Annotated in this window: 13 protein-coding genes; 4 read left to right on the top strand and 9 right to left on the bottom strand. The window is 68.0% G+C overall.

Annotated features, from left to right (window positions below; translation table 11 throughout):
- Nucleotides 1-391: 391 nt before the first annotated feature.
- From NFL01S_RS03210 to NFL01S_RS03200, 3 genes are read right to left on the bottom strand one after another with little or no spacing between them, the layout of a single operon-like run.
- The gene (locus tag NFL01S_RS03210) at nt 392-1,729 is read right to left on the bottom strand and encodes a DEAD/DEAH box helicase (RefSeq protein ID WP_371851759.1); all 1,338 of its coding nucleotides are present in this window, start codon (nt 1,727-1,729) and stop codon (nt 392-394) included.
- Nucleotides 1,722-2,660, bottom strand: a complete 939-nt coding sequence (locus tag NFL01S_RS03205) for a M56 family metallopeptidase (RefSeq protein WP_033246210.1) — start codon at nt 2,658-2,660, stop codon at nt 1,722-1,724. Before NFL01S_RS03205 ends, NFL01S_RS03210 begins: the two co-directional genes overlap by 8 nt.
- A 38-nt stretch (nt 2,661-2,698) precedes the next feature.
- Nucleotides 2,699-3,088 carry a BlaI/MecI/CopY family transcriptional regulator gene (locus tag NFL01S_RS03200; protein WP_033246209.1) on the bottom strand — a complete coding sequence of 130 codons (390 nt, stop codon included), beginning with the start codon at nt 3,086-3,088 and terminating at the stop codon, nt 2,699-2,701.
- Between the two features lie 229 nt (nt 3,089-3,317).
- On the opposite strand from NFL01S_RS03200, the gene NFL01S_RS03195 reads away from it, so the two are divergent.
- A complete protein-coding gene (locus NFL01S_RS03195) occupies nt 3,318-4,025 on the top strand; it encodes a hypothetical protein (protein WP_062971144.1) in 708 nt (235 codons plus the stop codon).
- 349 nt (nt 4,026-4,374) lie between these two features.
- The gene (locus NFL01S_RS03190; RefSeq protein ID WP_157116187.1) at nt 4,375-4,821 is read left to right on the top strand and encodes a PaaI family thioesterase; all 447 of its coding nucleotides are present in this window, start codon (nt 4,375-4,377) and stop codon (nt 4,819-4,821) included.
- Nucleotides 4,822-4,965: 144 nt separating this feature from the next.
- Here the strand turns inward: NFL01S_RS03190 and NFL01S_RS03185 are convergent, their stop codons facing one another.
- Complete coding sequence (locus NFL01S_RS03185; protein ID WP_062971142.1) at nt 4,966-5,730, bottom strand: SDR family oxidoreductase; 765 nt, start codon at nt 5,728-5,730, stop codon at nt 4,966-4,968.
- Between the two features lie 190 nt (nt 5,731-5,920).
- Here NFL01S_RS03185 and NFL01S_RS03180 point away from each other — a divergent pair, with 190 nt between their 5' ends.
- Together NFL01S_RS03180 and NFL01S_RS03175 are read left to right on the top strand one after the other, a co-directional pair.
- Entirely contained in the window at nt 5,921-7,552 is a 1,632-nt protein-coding gene (locus tag NFL01S_RS03180; protein ID WP_062971141.1) for an ABC-F family ATP-binding cassette domain-containing protein, read from the top strand.
- 82 nt (nt 7,553-7,634) lie between these two features.
- Complete coding sequence (locus tag NFL01S_RS03175) at nt 7,635-7,868, top strand: helix-turn-helix domain-containing protein (protein ID WP_033246289.1); 234 nt, start codon at nt 7,635-7,637, stop codon at nt 7,866-7,868.
- A gap of 89 nt (nt 7,869-7,957) precedes the next feature.
- Here the strand turns inward: NFL01S_RS03175 and NFL01S_RS03170 are convergent, their stop codons facing one another.
- From NFL01S_RS03170 to NFL01S_RS03150, 5 genes are all read right to left on the bottom strand, one after another.
- Nucleotides 7,958-8,914, bottom strand: a complete 957-nt coding sequence (locus tag NFL01S_RS03170) for an MvdC/MvdD family ATP grasp protein (protein ID WP_062971140.1) — start codon at nt 8,912-8,914, stop codon at nt 7,958-7,960.
- 12 nt (nt 8,915-8,926) lie between these two features.
- Nucleotides 8,927-9,373 carry a hypothetical protein gene (locus NFL01S_RS03165; protein WP_062971139.1) on the bottom strand — a complete coding sequence of 149 codons (447 nt, stop codon included), beginning with the start codon at nt 9,371-9,373 and terminating at the stop codon, nt 8,927-8,929.
- A gap of 211 nt (nt 9,374-9,584) precedes the next feature.
- Nucleotides 9,585-10,001: an acyl-CoA thioesterase gene (locus NFL01S_RS03160; protein ID WP_062971138.1), complete on the bottom strand. Its 417-nt coding sequence runs from the start codon at nt 9,999-10,001 to the stop codon at nt 9,585-9,587.
- A gap of 179 nt (nt 10,002-10,180) precedes the next feature.
- Entirely contained in the window at nt 10,181-10,747 is a 567-nt protein-coding gene (locus tag NFL01S_RS03155; protein ID WP_033246288.1) for a TetR/AcrR family transcriptional regulator, read from the bottom strand.
- Nucleotides 10,748-11,041: 294 nt separating this feature from the next.
- On the bottom strand, nt 11,042-13,849 hold the full coding sequence (locus NFL01S_RS03150) for an aconitate hydratase (RefSeq protein ID WP_062971137.1): 2,808 nt from the start codon (nt 13,847-13,849) through the stop codon (nt 11,042-11,044).
- Nucleotides 13,850-14,037: the final 188 nt, after the last annotated feature.

Genomic DNA, 14,037 nt, shown 5'->3' with positions numbered 1-14,037 from the left:
GCGGCAGGAAGCGAGTACGTCATCCGTTGGACTGCACTCCTGTGCCATCCCTCAGTACTCCGATCGGCCGGCGTCGGACGATCGCGGGCGCTGCCCGCTGTCCGGCCTGCGGCCGCGGAAGCTCCGGCAGACAGCGATCGTGGGCGGCGACACCGAGCACATGACCGGCCACCGGACCGGCACACACGCTCAGCGAATCGACGCCGCTCCGGCGACCGCGACTCCGCGCGAACAGAGGCACGCTCCTGCGTTGCGGTTTCGGCGGCGAACCGAGTGCGGGCCAGTCCTGAAACAGGGCAGGTAAGGATCGCGAGGGACCATAGTGCGATAGTGCGCCGTACAGCTGTGCCGGTGGCCGTTGTGACGAAGTGGGGGGGCGGACGCGGGACGATTACTTCTTCCGGCGTCGATGTGGGCGGCGTGGCCGGGGCGCATCGGCGGTGCGGTACCCGCGGCCGGTTCCGCTCCGCGGCCGGGTATGGCCGGGGGCTGCCGGTTCCGGGGCCGCGGGTGTGCCCGCGGGGGAACGGGCGCCGGTGACCTGCTGGAGTTCCCGGTCCTGCGGCCCGACGGTGTGGATCACCACGTCCACGCCTGCCGCCTCGGTGAGGGCGGTGACCTCGGCGCGCTGCTCGGGGGTCACCACGGTCACCACCGTGCCGGTGGTGCCGGCCCTCGCGGTACGGCCGGCGCGGTGGACGTAGTCCTTCGGGTCGGTGGGCGGATCGGCGTGAACGACCAGGGAGACCGCGTCGACGTGGATACCGCGGGCCGCGATATCGGTGGCTACCAGTGCCGGCACGGTGCCGTCCGCGAACGCTGCCAGGGTACGCAATCGCCGGTTCTGCGCTTTGCCGCCGTGCAGGGCGGCCACCGTGACCCCTTGATCGCGTAGTCGGCGGGTGAGTTTCTCGGCGCCGTACTGTGTGCGCACGAACAGCAGTGTGCGCCCCTCGCGGGCGGCGATTCGCGCCAGTACGGCGGGTTTGTCGGCCGTTTCGACATAGAGCAGATGGTGGACCGCGACGGCTGCCGTGGGTTCGGGGGCGACGCTGTGGGTGACCGGGTTGCGAAGATGGCGCCGGACGAGGTCCTGGACGGATTCGTCGTCGAGGGTCGCCGAGAACAACAGCCGCTGGCCGTCGGAGGGGGTCGCGTCCAGTAGGCGCCGCACCTGGGGCAGGAAACCGAAGTCGGCCATATGGTCGGCCTCGTCGACTGCCGTGACCTGCACCGCGTCCAGTACCGCGGCGCCCTGCTCGACCAGGTCGGTGAGCCGGCCCGGGGTGGCGATCAGCAGATCGATACCGCGCTGCAGTTTGTCGGCCTGGCGGTTGGTCGGCATACCACCGACGGCACTGCCCAGCCGCAGTCCCAGCGCGAAGGGTTCCAGCGCGCGTTCGATCTGCAACGCCAGTTCACGCGTCGGCGCCAGGATCAGCCCGCGGGGTGACCGCGGAATCGCGGGGCGTCCGGCGAGGCGGGCCAGCATCGGCAGTCCGAAGGCGAGAGTTTTGCCCGACCCGGTCGGCGCGCGACCGAGGACATCCCGACCGGCCAAAACGTCGGGAACGGCCGCTTCCTGGATGGGCAGCGGGTCGGTGAGACCTTCGCGCCGCAGCGCCTGGACCGTCAGTACCGGCAGGCCCAGCCGGGCGAACGGGTGGCGTACGGGTGGCGCCGTGGATTCCGGTGACTGCCGCTCCGGGACGGATATCGGATCAGGCACGGAAGAGCCGGCTCAGCTCGACGAGCCAGGGGATCGCCACGGCCAGCGTCGGCACCACCAGGATGGCGAGCGAAGCGAGATAGGCGGCCCCGGCGATACGCATATCGCCGAGCGGGCCGGCCAGTCGCTGGATCCGGATGAGGGTGCTCGGGCCACCGACCGCGAGCGCCCCCTGCGGGGCGGTGGATTTCGAACAGGCGACCAGCGCCCGGGCCAGCGGTTTGGGCCCGGTCACCTTCACCGCAGAATCGTCGGCCAGCAGTTCGATCAGCAGTTTCACCGAATCCAGTGCCGACTTGCTGCGGACGAAGCGGGGGAAGGCTTCGTGCGCCGCGGTGAACGCTTCGAGCACCAGATCGTGGCGGGCCCGCAGATGCGACCGTTCATGGCTGAGGATGGCGGTCAGTTCCTGTTCGGTGAGATTGTCCAGGGTGCCCGCACTCACCACGACCCGGCGCCGGAGGCCGGGCAGGCAGTAGGCGATGGGTTCGGTGGCCGAGAGCACCCGGATATCGGCGGCGCGGCGGACCGGTCCGCTCTGGTCGAGTAGATCCACGAGCATGCGATGGCGGGCCCGCCGCCGCCGGGTGTGGATCCCGACCCTGATCGACGCGTAGACCAGCCGCGCACCGACCAGCAGGGTCAGCATGAAAACCGAGACGTAGGCCAGCCACAGCGGCAGGCCGAGCGCATCGATCTCATCGGTGGGCTTGGTGGTCGGCCGGCCGTCGGGGCCCGGGACCAGGAGTTCGGCGGCGATGGCCAGCCCGGAACTGAAGGCGCTGAGCACGGCCGCCAACGCGATGGCCTGCCAGAGGACGAGCGCGGCTCGCGGCACCCGGTAGGTCCAGGTCGCACGGCTGAGCGCCTCCGGGACGGGACCGGCGAGAAGCAAGGCAAGTACGGCGAATGCCGGTGCTGCTGCGTTCATCGACTCTGCTCACTGCGTTGTGGGGCCAGGGTCCGAGCTCACTGCGGCGGTGCGGTGTCCTCGGTTGCTTCGAGCTTAGCGAGCGCATCCCGCAGGGCTGCAGCCTCGTCCTTCCCGACCTGCTCCACGAAATGCACCAGGGCCGCTGCCCGGCTGCCGGCCTCGTCGGCTTGCTGCAGCGCATCCATCATGAGTCCGGCGACCAGTTCGTCGCGGCTGTGTACCGGAGCGTACCGGTGTGCGCGATCGTCGCGCCGTTGCACCACGAGATTCTTCTTCGCCAGTCGCTGCAGCACAGTCATCACCGTGGTGTACGCGAGTTCGCGGCGCGCCGACAGGGCCTCGTGCACCTGCCGGACCGTTTGTGGTTCGTCGGCGGACCACAACTGGTCCATAACCGCTTTCTCGAGTTCACCAAGTCCAGCCATCTCTCGATTTTACGACTTCAACGACACTTGGGCGTACTACAGGGTGTCGTAACGTCGTGGGATTGGTCATAGCTGGCAGTTCGCCCGCTCGGGCGGTGATTCCGAAGGTCGTGCGAGGCCGGCGTGCTGCGCATTCGATTCGTCTGCGCGAAATACTTGCCAAGTCTGGTTAGGCTAACCTATCTTTCGATCAAGCCGTTGCTGCAACGCCGATCCCGAGGAGGTTCGAATGTCCGAACTGGCCACTGTGCGCATCCCCCGTCCCTATGAGGCGGCGTTCGGTTCGGCATGTTCGCGGCTGCGGTCGCTACAGCCGGGGCATCCGCGGGTGTACGCCGCCGCGGCCATGGCCGATCAAGGCAAAAGGCGCTGGTGGGCGTTGTCCACCGGTCTGCGTGAGGGGCGGATCGACCTGATGTACCGGCGGCACGCCGCGGAGATGATCAGCGCGACCGCGGCCGCCGAGGTGGTCGCCACCGCCCTGATCCATGCGGTCGTCGGCCGGGTCGCGGCACTGTGGGTCGCCGACGGGCGGGCCTGGGATCCGGGGCTGGAGAACATCTGGATCCATACCGACAACGACGGTGGTATCGACTGGGCGGGTCTGGCCGATACGACGATTCGCGTGGTGGAGGGAGATCCGATGGCCGATTCGCCGGGTGTGGTGACCCTGCCGTGTGAGCGCGCGATGCGGGTATGGCTCGCGTACCGCTGCGAACCGTCGCTCCTGCTGGTGCAGGGTGCCCTGGCCCGGTGTGCCGGGTTGAGCTCTCGGCGCTTCGGGGCATTGGTGGCCGAATCCGTGTGTGGTGCCACGACCTACGTTCCCGCGCTGGCGGGGGCCGATCCGGTGGCGGGTGGCCGGCGCGGGGAGGGTCTGTTGACGGCTCTCGAGGATCGCGGGCTGGCACTCCGGCGCGCCCAACGTGTTGCCTAGTTAGGTAAGCCTGACCTATACTCGGAAACGGCGTACGGATCGCGCGAGAGTCCCGAGGGCTGCGGTGACCCCCGATCCAGACGCGCGGCGGGCTCCACGACACGTGGGGCCCGCCGCTTTCATTCCCGGAGGGCAGACGGACCGAGCTCTGCACGGATTGCCTACGGCCGGCGCGCCGCCCGGCCGCCGTACGCACAAGACGCTCCGGGGCCGGCGACCGAGCGGGGCGGCGAGGGTTCGATCGCACCGGAACAGAGCCGGCAGCGAGCGCAGCCGAAAGGTGAATCCCGGGACGTGTATCGGGCCACCGGTTCCGCCCTGTACACGGCCACCGTGCGATTGTTGAGACATGACCGAACAGCAGACCGGGCTCCCGCAGTCGATGGCCGATCTCGGCCCCGAGGAGCTGAACGAGATCAGCAAGGGCACCTTTGCGGGCCTGATGGGCCTGGAGGTGACCGAACTGGGCCCGGACCGGGTGCGGGGTGAATGGGTTGTCACTCCGCAGCATCATCAGCCGGCCGGGATCCAGAACGGCGGGGTCCTGTGTACCGCCGTGGAAACGCTCGCCAGCACCGGCGCCTCGGCCTGGTACGGGGACCGGGGAATCGTGGTCGGAGTCAACAACTCCACCGACTTCCTGCGGGCCGTGCGCGCGGGCAAACTCACCGCCGAGGCCACACCGATCCATCGGGGCGGGATGCAGCAGCTGTGGCAGGTCCTGGTCACCGACGAGGAGGATCGGCTGGTCGCGCGCGGTCAGGTACGGATACAGAATCTGCCGCACCGGTCCTGAGGCCGGTCGGCACAACAGCGGCCGAACGAAAGACGGGCCGCGGACAGCGCGTCCGCGGCCGGCGACGAGCCAACTCGGATATCTCCGGGCGCCTGGGATATCTCCGGTTGCTCGATTGCCTCCGGCTCGGGTCTGTGTGGTTGCTCAGATGCCGCCGGTCGACAGCAGACCGCCGTCGACGCGAACCGTCTCGCCGGTGATCCATTGCGCCTGCTCCGAAGCGAGGAACGCGATCAGCCGGGCCACATCCTCCGGCGCACCGAGCCGCTTCATCGGATAGACCTGCGCCGCGGCCTCCTCGTCGGCCGAGTACAGCGCATCCGCGAAACTGGTCTTCACCACCCCGGGCGCGACCGCGTTGACCCGGATCTTCGGACCCAGCTGCCAGGCGAGTTCTTCGGTGAGCCGGATCAGCGCCGCCTTGGAGGCGCCGTAGGCGGCGATCACTCCGGTGGAGCGCAGGCCCGCGACGCTGGCCACGTTCACCACTGCGCCGCCGTGTTCGCCCATCCAGGCCTTGTACGCCTCCTGGATGTAGCCCAGGGCGGCGACCACGTTCACATCGAAGATCTTGCGGACCGCGTCGAGATCGGCCTCCATCAGGGAGCCGTACACCGGGTTGATGCCGGTGTTGTTGATCAGAATGTCCAACGATCCGAATTCGGTGACAGCCCGCTGGACCGCGGCCGTGCGTGCCTCGGGGTCACCGGAGTTACCGGCCACTGCGACGACCTCGCCCTGATGCCCCAACCCGCGCAGTTCGGCGGCCGCCTTCTCCAGCGGCTCGGGTTTGCGCGCGGTGATCAGCACGTTTGCGCCCCGGCCCAGCAGCTCCGCGGCCACCGCGTAGCCGATACCCCGGCTGGCCCCGGAGACCAGCGCGCTCTTACCCAACAGATCGGTGCTCATAGCCGGGCACGTTACCGTGTCCGAGACGGCTGCCGGTCGGCAGCGGCGTGGAGGCAGCCGCAGCGGGCAGGGCCACGGTGCGGACGGGTAAAATCGGTGGTTCCGTGTCCGGATACGGCCGATCATGGGTGGAAAGTCCCGCCCGAACCCGCCGGGCCACCGCCCCCAACCTGCTGCCGAGGAGATATCTGTGATCACCGCGACCGACCTCGAGGTCCGGGCCGGCGTCCGTACCCTGCTGTCCGCGCCCGGGCCGGCGCTGCGGGTGCAGGCCGGCGACCGGATCGGCCTGGTCGGCCGTAACGGCGCCGGTAAGACCACCACCCTGCGCATCCTGGCCGGGGAAGGTGAACCGTACGCCGGCACGATCACGCGGTCGAGCGATATCGGCTACCTGCCGCAGGATCCGCGCGAAGGCAACCTCGATGTGCTGGCACGCGACCGGGTGCTGTCGGCCCGCGGCCTGGACGCACTGATCCGGGATATGGAGAAGCAGCAGGCGCTCATGGCCGAGCTCGCCGACGAAACCGAACGCGAGCGGGCCGTACGCAAGTACGGGCGGCTCGAGGATCGTTTCTCCGCGCTCGGCGGCTACGTCGCGGAAAGCGAATCGGCCCGGATCTGTCACAGCCTGGGCCTGCCGGACCGGGTGCTGGGGCAACCGCTGCGGACGCTGTCGGGCGGTCAGCGGCGGCGAATCGAGCTGGCCCGCATTCTGTTCGCGGCCTCCGACGGCAGCGGCGGACGCTCCGACACCACGTTGCTGCTCGACGAACCCACGAACCACCTGGACGCCGATTCCATCACCTGGCTGCGCGGGTTCCTGCAGAACCACGACGGCGGGCTCATCGTGATCAGCCACGATGTGGAGCTGCTCGCGGATGTCGTGAACAAGGTGTGGTTCCTCGACGCTGTGCGCGGGGAAGCCGATGTATACAACATGGGCTGGACCAAGTATCTCGATGCCCGCGCCACCGACGAACAGCGTCGCCGCCGGGAACGCGCCAACGCCGAGAAGAAGGCCTCGGCCCTGCGGACCCAGGCCGCCAAACTGGGCGCCAAGGCCACGAAAGCCGTTGCCGCTCAGAATATGGCCAAACGCGCCGATCGGCTGCTCGCGGAATTGGACGAGGTGCGCGTTGCGGACAAGGTCGCGCGGATCAAATTCCCGGAACCGGCGCCCTGCGGTAAGACCCCGTTGATGGCGGAGAACCTCACCAAGGTCTACGGGTCGCTGGAAATCTTCACCGGCGTGGATCTGGCGATCGACCGGGGCAGTCGCGTGGTGGTCCTGGGGCTCAACGGTGCCGGTAAGACCACCCTGCTGCGGCTGCTCGGTGGCGCCGAGGAGCCGACCGGCGGCTCGCTGGTGCCCGGTCACGGGCTGAAAGTCGGGTACTTCGCGCAGGAGCACGACACCCTCGACGATACGGCCAGCGTCTGGGAGAACATCCGGCATGCGGCACCCGATGCGGGCGAACAGGAATTACGCGGTCTGCTGGGCGCCTTCATGTTCAGCGGTCCGCAGCTCGACCAGCCCGCGGGGACACTGTCCGGCGGTGAGAAGACCCGCCTGGCGCTGGCCGGGCTGGTCTCCTCGGCGGCGAACGTGCTGTTGCTCGACGAACCGACCAACAACCTGGACCCCATCTCCCGCGAACAGGTCCTCGACGCGCTGCGCACCTACGCCGGTGCGGTCGTGCTGGTGACCCACGATCCCGGTGCCGCCGAAGCCTTGAATCCGGAGCGGGTGATCCTGCTCCCGGACGGCACCGAGGACCACTGGTCGGCCGAGTACCTGGAATTGATTCAGCTCGCGTGAGTTTCATCACAAGAACTCATTGCCGGATGCTCGCCGAATGCTTAGCCTGAGAGTGACGCTGCTCGGCGACTCGGAGGAAGCCATGGGCGACAGGCCGGTACAGAGCAAGAGCACATTGGGTAAAGGCACCCGCGTCACGGGAAAGTCACGCGACCGCCTGCAGTCCCAGTTGAAGAAGCAATACGAAGCAGGGGCGAGCATCAGGTCGCTGGCACGTGCGACCGGGCGTTCCTACGGGTTCATCCACAATGTGTTGACGGAGTCGCATGTGCAGCTCCGCAGCCGTGGTGGCGCGAACCGTCGTAAAGCCCGCTAGCCGCACCGTATTGGCAGGCCCCGCCGCCGGATATCGACCCGGCGGCGCGAGGCCCGGCGTGCCCCGGACAGCGCCGGATCCCCCGGTCGTCAGCCGGGCACCGCGCTGTCGCCGTGAGCCAGCAGGCCGGCGAGGCTGGCGAAGATCGGCAGCCCGGTCTTGATCTCGAGATAGGCGAACTGTCCCTGCGGGTTGACCTCGAGGAAATAGTGCTCGCCGTCGAGACCCACCCGCAGATCCAGCACGCCGAAGCGGAGTCCGAGGGTGCCCATCAGGGTGGCCAGCGATTTGCTGACCCCCGCCGGAAGGCGAGCAGGGGAGAAATCGACCGAGACGTCGAGCCGCGAGTCGACACGGCCCGCACCTGCGCGGGAATCGATCCGCACCACCCACTCCTGCCCGTCCACCCAGACCACGCGCAGATCGCATTCGGGATCGATATACCGCTGGAAGATCGTCGGCGCCCAGCGGATCGCACCGAGCCGGTCCAGATCGGCGGGTTCGACGAGCCGGGTCTCGGCGAATTCCGCCCGGGACGTGCCCGTGCGTTTGAAAACGACCCGGCCCGGGCTGTTTTCGACGAATTCGCGGGCCGCACCGGGATCATTGGTGATCAGCGTCTCCGGTATCGCGCAGCCGGCGCGGCGGGCGGTATCGAGCTGGACGATTTTGCGGTGGGCGAGCCGATCGTGGCCGGGATCGTTGACCCACCGGGCCGGTAGCGACCACAGCAGACCCTGCGCGAACCCATCGCATTCGGCCTGCCGATAGGCGTCGTCGTCGGCGCGGACCCCGGCCGGGACCCGGCTGGGGTGCGGACGCCGCCACCACACGGCGCGGACGTCGTCGAGGCCGGCCAGGCCCGCCAACGACCGCGTGCTCGTGGACCCGTCCAGCCGGAAACTGCCCGGCTCCCGGGGAAAATCGCGAAGGTCGAGCCGTAGCGTGGTGACACCGAACTGTTCTCGTAGCGTGGCCTGCATCGCCGCGGCGTGCAGATCATCGGAGTCGGAGACGATGAGGACCGACCCCTGCCGGGTGGTCATCGGGGCTGCCGCTCAGTCGATACTGTCGCAGTGGACACCGTCGTCGCTGCTGTTGTGCGACCTCGTCTGCGCGAAGGTGAAGGTCGCCGGGTGCTGCGGGGACTCGGCGAGATGTAGCCGTCGCGCCCAGGTTTCGGTGAGCCGGCGTAGCTGGGTGTCGCCGAAGGCCGGTGACGGGGGCGCCGCCAGCGTCAGCGGCCGTTCCCCCACATCGATGCGGAGCCGGCGGGTGAAATCGGCGGTTGCGCCGGAACGGATATCGACCAGGACTGCGCCCGCGGGGGCGCCGGACCGGCCGTCGTGCTCGCGGATGCCGAGTACATCGCAGGGATCGAACGTCCACGTCCCGTCCGCAACCCGGATCCGGACAGCGCTCTCGTCGTCCCCGAGGAGCACACCGGCGAGGGTGGCCACCGCGTCGGATTGCGTTGTGCCGACAGGAGGCAGGACATCGGTCATCTGATTTCTCCGATCTAGCTCGCAATGTGCCATGACCCGAGCGCGTCCGGATCATAACGCCGCCGAGGGACGGCGGCGGCCGATATCGCCGGATTCGGGTCCGCAGAAGGCCGATCTGGAAACCAGGGAAATTACCGGGACGGAAGTTTTCCGGAAACCGGGCAGAACAGCGCGGCGGCCGGAAAGTTTGCCGGATGCTTTCCGGTGCCGTTCAGCCGCCGAGGAGTTCGGGTTTTTCGGCCAGTGCGCGCAAGCGGCCCGCCGGATCCGTGACCAATCGGCGGGCATCCAGATCCAGGACTCCGCCGACACCGACCACCTCGGCCGAGAGGGTGCCGTCGGCGCGGATCATCTCCTGCCGGATGCGATAGGTTTTTCCCGGACCCCATTCGAACTCGCAGCTCACCCGGACCTCGTCACCGCTGCGCAGTTCGCGCCGGTACTTGATGGTGGTTTCCAGAATCACCGGTCCCAGCCGGGCCGCCGCCAGCTTGTCCGCCTGCAGGCCCGCCGCCACCAGGCACTCCCAGCGGGCGTGTTCGGCGTACTGCAGATAGACCGCCTGGTTGACATGGCCCTGGACGTCGAGTTCGTAACCGCGGACGGTGATGGGGACGGAAAAGGTCATACCGGTGCGAACTCGCCGCGGGCGGCCCTTGTTCCCGCGTCGGCGAGGCCGGGCGTTGCGGTCCTGCCACTACTGTGGCGCGTCGCTGTCACGGGCCGGCTCATCTCGAAAGTGCGCACTGCCGCGGCTCTGTTCGGCGTCGGGGAACCCCCGCATGACGGCGCGGTAGGCAGCAGTACTCAGGGACGGCGGCGCACCGACGCTTCCACCAGATCCAGCACGGCGGTGAGATTCTCGTTCGTATGCCCCGAGGCGATACGGGCGATGAGACCGTCGAGCACGAGGTCGAGGTAGCCCAGCAGGACATCGGTGGGCACATCGTCGCGCAGCGCCCCCGCCGCCTTACGGCGCTCCAGCCGGGCCAGGGTGGCCGCGGTGAGCTCGGCCGAACGCTGCGTCCAGCTCGACCGGAACTCGGGATCGGTGCGCAACCGCCGGGCGATCTCCAGCCGGGTACCCAGCCAGTTGTACTCCTGCGGGTCGGCGAGCATATCCCGCATCACCTGCACGATGCCCTGATTGGCCGCGACCTCGGCCATCCGCTCGGCGTCCTCCTGGGCCAGCGCCAGGAAGAGCGCGTCCTTATCGCGGAAATGGTGGAAGATCGCGCCGCGGGACAAACCGATGGCATCCTCCAGGCGGCGCACGGTGGCGCCGTCGTACCCGAACTCGGCGAAACAGCGGCGGGCGCCGTCGAGTATCTGTGTGCGCCGGGCGGCCAGATGATCGTCGCTGACCTTGGGCATGGACTTCTCCTCCACAGCGGGGGATGGATACGAAATGACGAGCGGTGGGCGGTGAGGTACAGATACGCGCATCCCCGCCGCGGCCGAGACCGAGGCGGGGAATCCCGGTGTCTACTATGTGATCTCGCAGGAACCGTGCCGCATCCGGGGCCGGCGTGGCCTTCCGGCTGCCGGGCGCGTCGCGGACTGCTCGGGTCCGGCTCGCGTACCGGACCCGTGAACCGGATGCGCCGGTGGCTCGGTCACGGGCCCGGCACGCGAGCCCGGTAGTGCCCGGGCTCGCGGTACCGGCGATCAGCTACGGATCATATTCCGCAGCACGTACTGCAGAATGCCGCCGTTGCGGTAGTAATCCGCCTCACCGGGGGTGTCGATACGGACCACCGCGTCGAACTCCACCTTCGACCCGTCGTCCTTGGTCGCCGTGACGTGGACGGTGGCCGGGGTGGTACCGGAGTTGAGTTCCTCGATACCTGCGATATCGAAGACCTCGGTACCGGTCAGGCCCAGCGATTTCGCCGATTCGCCCTGCGGGAACTGCAGCGGGATCACGCCCATACCGATCAGGTTCGACCGGTGGATACGCTCGAACGATTCGGTGATCACGGCCTTCACACCCAGCAGGCGGGTGCCCTTGGCGGCCCAGTCGCGCGACGAACCCGAGCCGTACTCCTTGCCGCCCAGCACCACCAGCGGGATACCGGCTTTCTGGTAGTTCTGCGAGGCGTCGTAGATGAATGCCTGCGGGCCGCCGTCCTGGGTGAAGTCGCGGGTGTAACCGCCCGAGACATCGTCGAGGAGCTGGTTGCGCAGCCGGATGTTGGCGAAGGTGCCGCGAATCATCACCTCGTGGTTACCGCGGCGCGAGCCCAGGGAGTTGTAGTCCTTACGCGCCACACCGTGCGAGTCGAGGTAGTCGGCGGCCGGGGTGCCCGGTTTGATGGCACCGGCGGGGGAGATGTGGTCGGTGGTGACCGAATCGCCCAGCAGGGCCAGGACGCGGGCGCCCTTGATATCGGCGACGGGCTCCGGCTCCATGCCCATACCGTCGAAGTACGGCGCCTTGCGGACGTAGGTGGAATCGTCGCTCCACTCGAAGGTGTTGCCCTCCGGGGTGGGCAGGCTGCGCCACCGCTCGTCGCCCTTGAAGACATCGGCGTAGGACTTGGTGAACATCTCCTGGCTGATCGCCGATTTGATGGTGTCGTCGATCTCCTGGGCCGACGGCCAGATGTCCTTCAGGAAAACCGGATTGCCCTGGGTGTCCGTGCCCAGTGGATCGTTCTCGAAATCGAAGTCCATGGTGCCCGCGAGTGCGTAGGCGATGACCAGCGGCGGGGACGCCAGGTAGTTCATCTTCACGTCGGGGGAGATACGGCCCTCGAAGTTACGGTTACCCGAGAGCACCGCGGTGACGGTGAGGTCGTTGTCGTTGACCGCCTTGGAGATCTCCTCCGGCAGCGGACCGGTGTTGCCGATACAGGTGGTGCAGCCGTAGCCGCCCAGGTGGAAGCCGAGCTTCTCCAGGTAGGGCCACAGACCGGCCTTCTCGTAGTAGTCGGTGACGACCTGCGAACCCGGGGCCATATTGGTCTTCACCCAGGGTTTGCTGGTCAGACCCTTTTCCACCGCGTTACGGGCCAGCAGCGCGGCACCGATCATGACCGACGGGTTGGAGGTGTTGGTGCAGGAGGTGATACCGGCGACCGCGACCGCGCCGTGGTCGAGCACGAATTCGCCGCGCTCCTCGGAGACCACGCGCACCGGCTTGGACGGCCGGCCCTCGGCGTTGTTCGCCGCGGACTGGACATCGACGGCACCGTCGTCGGCGAAGGAGAGGTTCGGTGCCGGATCCGAGGCCGGGAACGATTCCTCGACGGCCTCGTCCAGCTTGGAGTGCGGAGTCGGGTACTGCTCCTCCACGTAGTTGTGGATGTCCTTGCGGAACGCGGTCTTCGATTCGTCCAGTGCGATGCGGTCCTGCGGACGCTTCGGGCCGGCAATGGAGGGCACCACGGTGCTCAGGTCGAGTTCGAGGTACTCCGAGTAGGTGGGCTCGCTGGCCGGATCATGCCACATGCCCTGTTCTTTGGCGTAGGCCTCGACGAGCGCGAGTTGTTCGTCGGTGCGGCCGGTCAGGCGCAGGTAGTTGATGGTCTCCTCGTCGATCGGGAAGATCGCCGCGGTGGAGCCGAATTCGGGGCTCATATTGCCCAGTGTGGCGCGGTTGGCCAGCGGTACCTCGGCGACGCCCTGGCCGTAGAACTCGACGAATTTGCCGACGACACCGTGCTTGCGCAGCATATCGGTGACGGTGAGCACGACGTCGGTGGCGGTGACGCCCGGCTTGATCTCGCCGGTGAGTTTGAAGCCCACCACTCGCGGGATCAGCATGGAGACCGGCTGGCCGAGCATGGCGGCCTCGGCCTCGATACCGCCGACGCCCCAGCCGAGCACGCCCAGACCGTTGACCATGGTGGTGTGCGAGTCGGTGCCGACGCAGGTGTCCGGATAGGCCTGCCCGTTGCGGACCATGACCGTGCGGGCCAGGTATTCGATGTTCACCTGGTGGACGATGCCGGTCCCGGGCGGGACGACCTTGAAATCGTCGAACGCGCCCTGACCCCAGCGCAGGAACTGGTAGCGCTCGCCGTTGCGCTCGTATTCGAGTTCGACATTGCGCTCGAAGGCGTCGGCACGGCCGAAGACATCGAGGATCAGCGAATGGTCGATGACCATTTCGGCCGGGGAGAGGGGGTTCACCTTCTCCGGGTCGCCACCGAGGGCGGAGACGGCCTCGCGCATGGTGGCCAGATCGACCACGCAGGGCACGCCGGTGAAGTCCTGCATCACCACACGGGCCGGGGTGAACTGGATCTCGATACTGGGCTGGGCGTCGGGATCCCAGTCGGCCAGCGCACGAATATGGTCGGCGGTGATGTTCGCGCCGTCCTCGGTGCGCAGCAGATTCTCGGCGAGGACCTTCAGTGCGTACGGGAGTTTCTCGGTACCGGGCACGGCCGAGAGGCGGAAGATCTCGTAGGAGTTGCTTCCGACCTCGAGGTTGCCCTTGGCGCCGAAAGTATCGATACTTTTGGTCACGTCAGCTCCACTTGTCGGGTGTGGGCGCCGTCGGCGGGGCTGTGCCGGCGGCGGTACGTCTCTGGCATGAGGTGCCGGCCCGGGATGGCGCCGGTTCCCCGCGGTTCCCAACCCTAACAGTACGCTTGTCCTGTGAAATTTTCGGGGCGGCGCCCGTCGCTCGCGGTCCGGCGTGGCAACCGTTCGGC

This window comes from Nocardia flavorosea NBRC 108225 (genome assembly GCF_001613385.1).
Lineage (GTDB): Bacteria > Actinomycetota > Actinomycetes > Mycobacteriales > Mycobacteriaceae > Nocardia > Nocardia flavorosea.
Note: the sequence above shows the minus strand (reverse complement) of the source record. Positions and strands in the feature narration are given on the sequence as shown.

What these genes read in the sequence shown, in the direction of transcription:
- NFL01S_RS03160 (WP_062971138.1), bottom strand. Translation starts at nt 10,001, where the DNA reads ATGACCTTTTCCGTCCCCATCACCGTCCGCGGTTACGAACTCGACGTC.
- NFL01S_RS03185 (WP_062971142.1), bottom strand. Translation starts at nt 5,730, where the DNA reads ATGAGCACCGATCTGTTGGGTAAGAGCGCGCTGGTCTCCGGGGCCAGC.
- NFL01S_RS03205 (WP_033246210.1), bottom strand. Translation starts at nt 2,660, where the DNA reads ATGAACGCAGCAGCACCGGCATTCGCCGTACTTGCCTTGCTTCTCGCC.
- NFL01S_RS03175 (WP_033246289.1), top strand. Translation starts at nt 7,635, where the DNA reads ATGGGCGACAGGCCGGTACAGAGCAAGAGCACATTGGGTAAAGGCACC.
- NFL01S_RS03195 (WP_062971144.1), top strand. Translation starts at nt 3,318, where the DNA reads ATGTCCGAACTGGCCACTGTGCGCATCCCCCGTCCCTATGAGGCGGCG.
- NFL01S_RS03200 (WP_033246209.1), bottom strand. Translation starts at nt 3,088, where the DNA reads ATGGCTGGACTTGGTGAACTCGAGAAAGCGGTTATGGACCAGTTGTGG.
- NFL01S_RS03165 (WP_062971139.1), bottom strand. Translation starts at nt 9,373, where the DNA reads ATGACCGATGTCCTGCCTCCTGTCGGCACAACGCAATCCGACGCGGTG.
- NFL01S_RS03170 (WP_062971140.1), bottom strand. Translation starts at nt 8,914, where the DNA reads ATGACCACCCGGCAGGGGTCGGTCCTCATCGTCTCCGACTCCGATGAT.
- NFL01S_RS03155 (WP_033246288.1), bottom strand. Translation starts at nt 10,747, where the DNA reads ATGCCCAAGGTCAGCGACGATCATCTGGCCGCCCGGCGCACACAGATA.
- NFL01S_RS03190 (WP_157116187.1), top strand. Translation starts at nt 4,375, where the DNA reads ATGACCGAACAGCAGACCGGGCTCCCGCAGTCGATGGCCGATCTCGGC.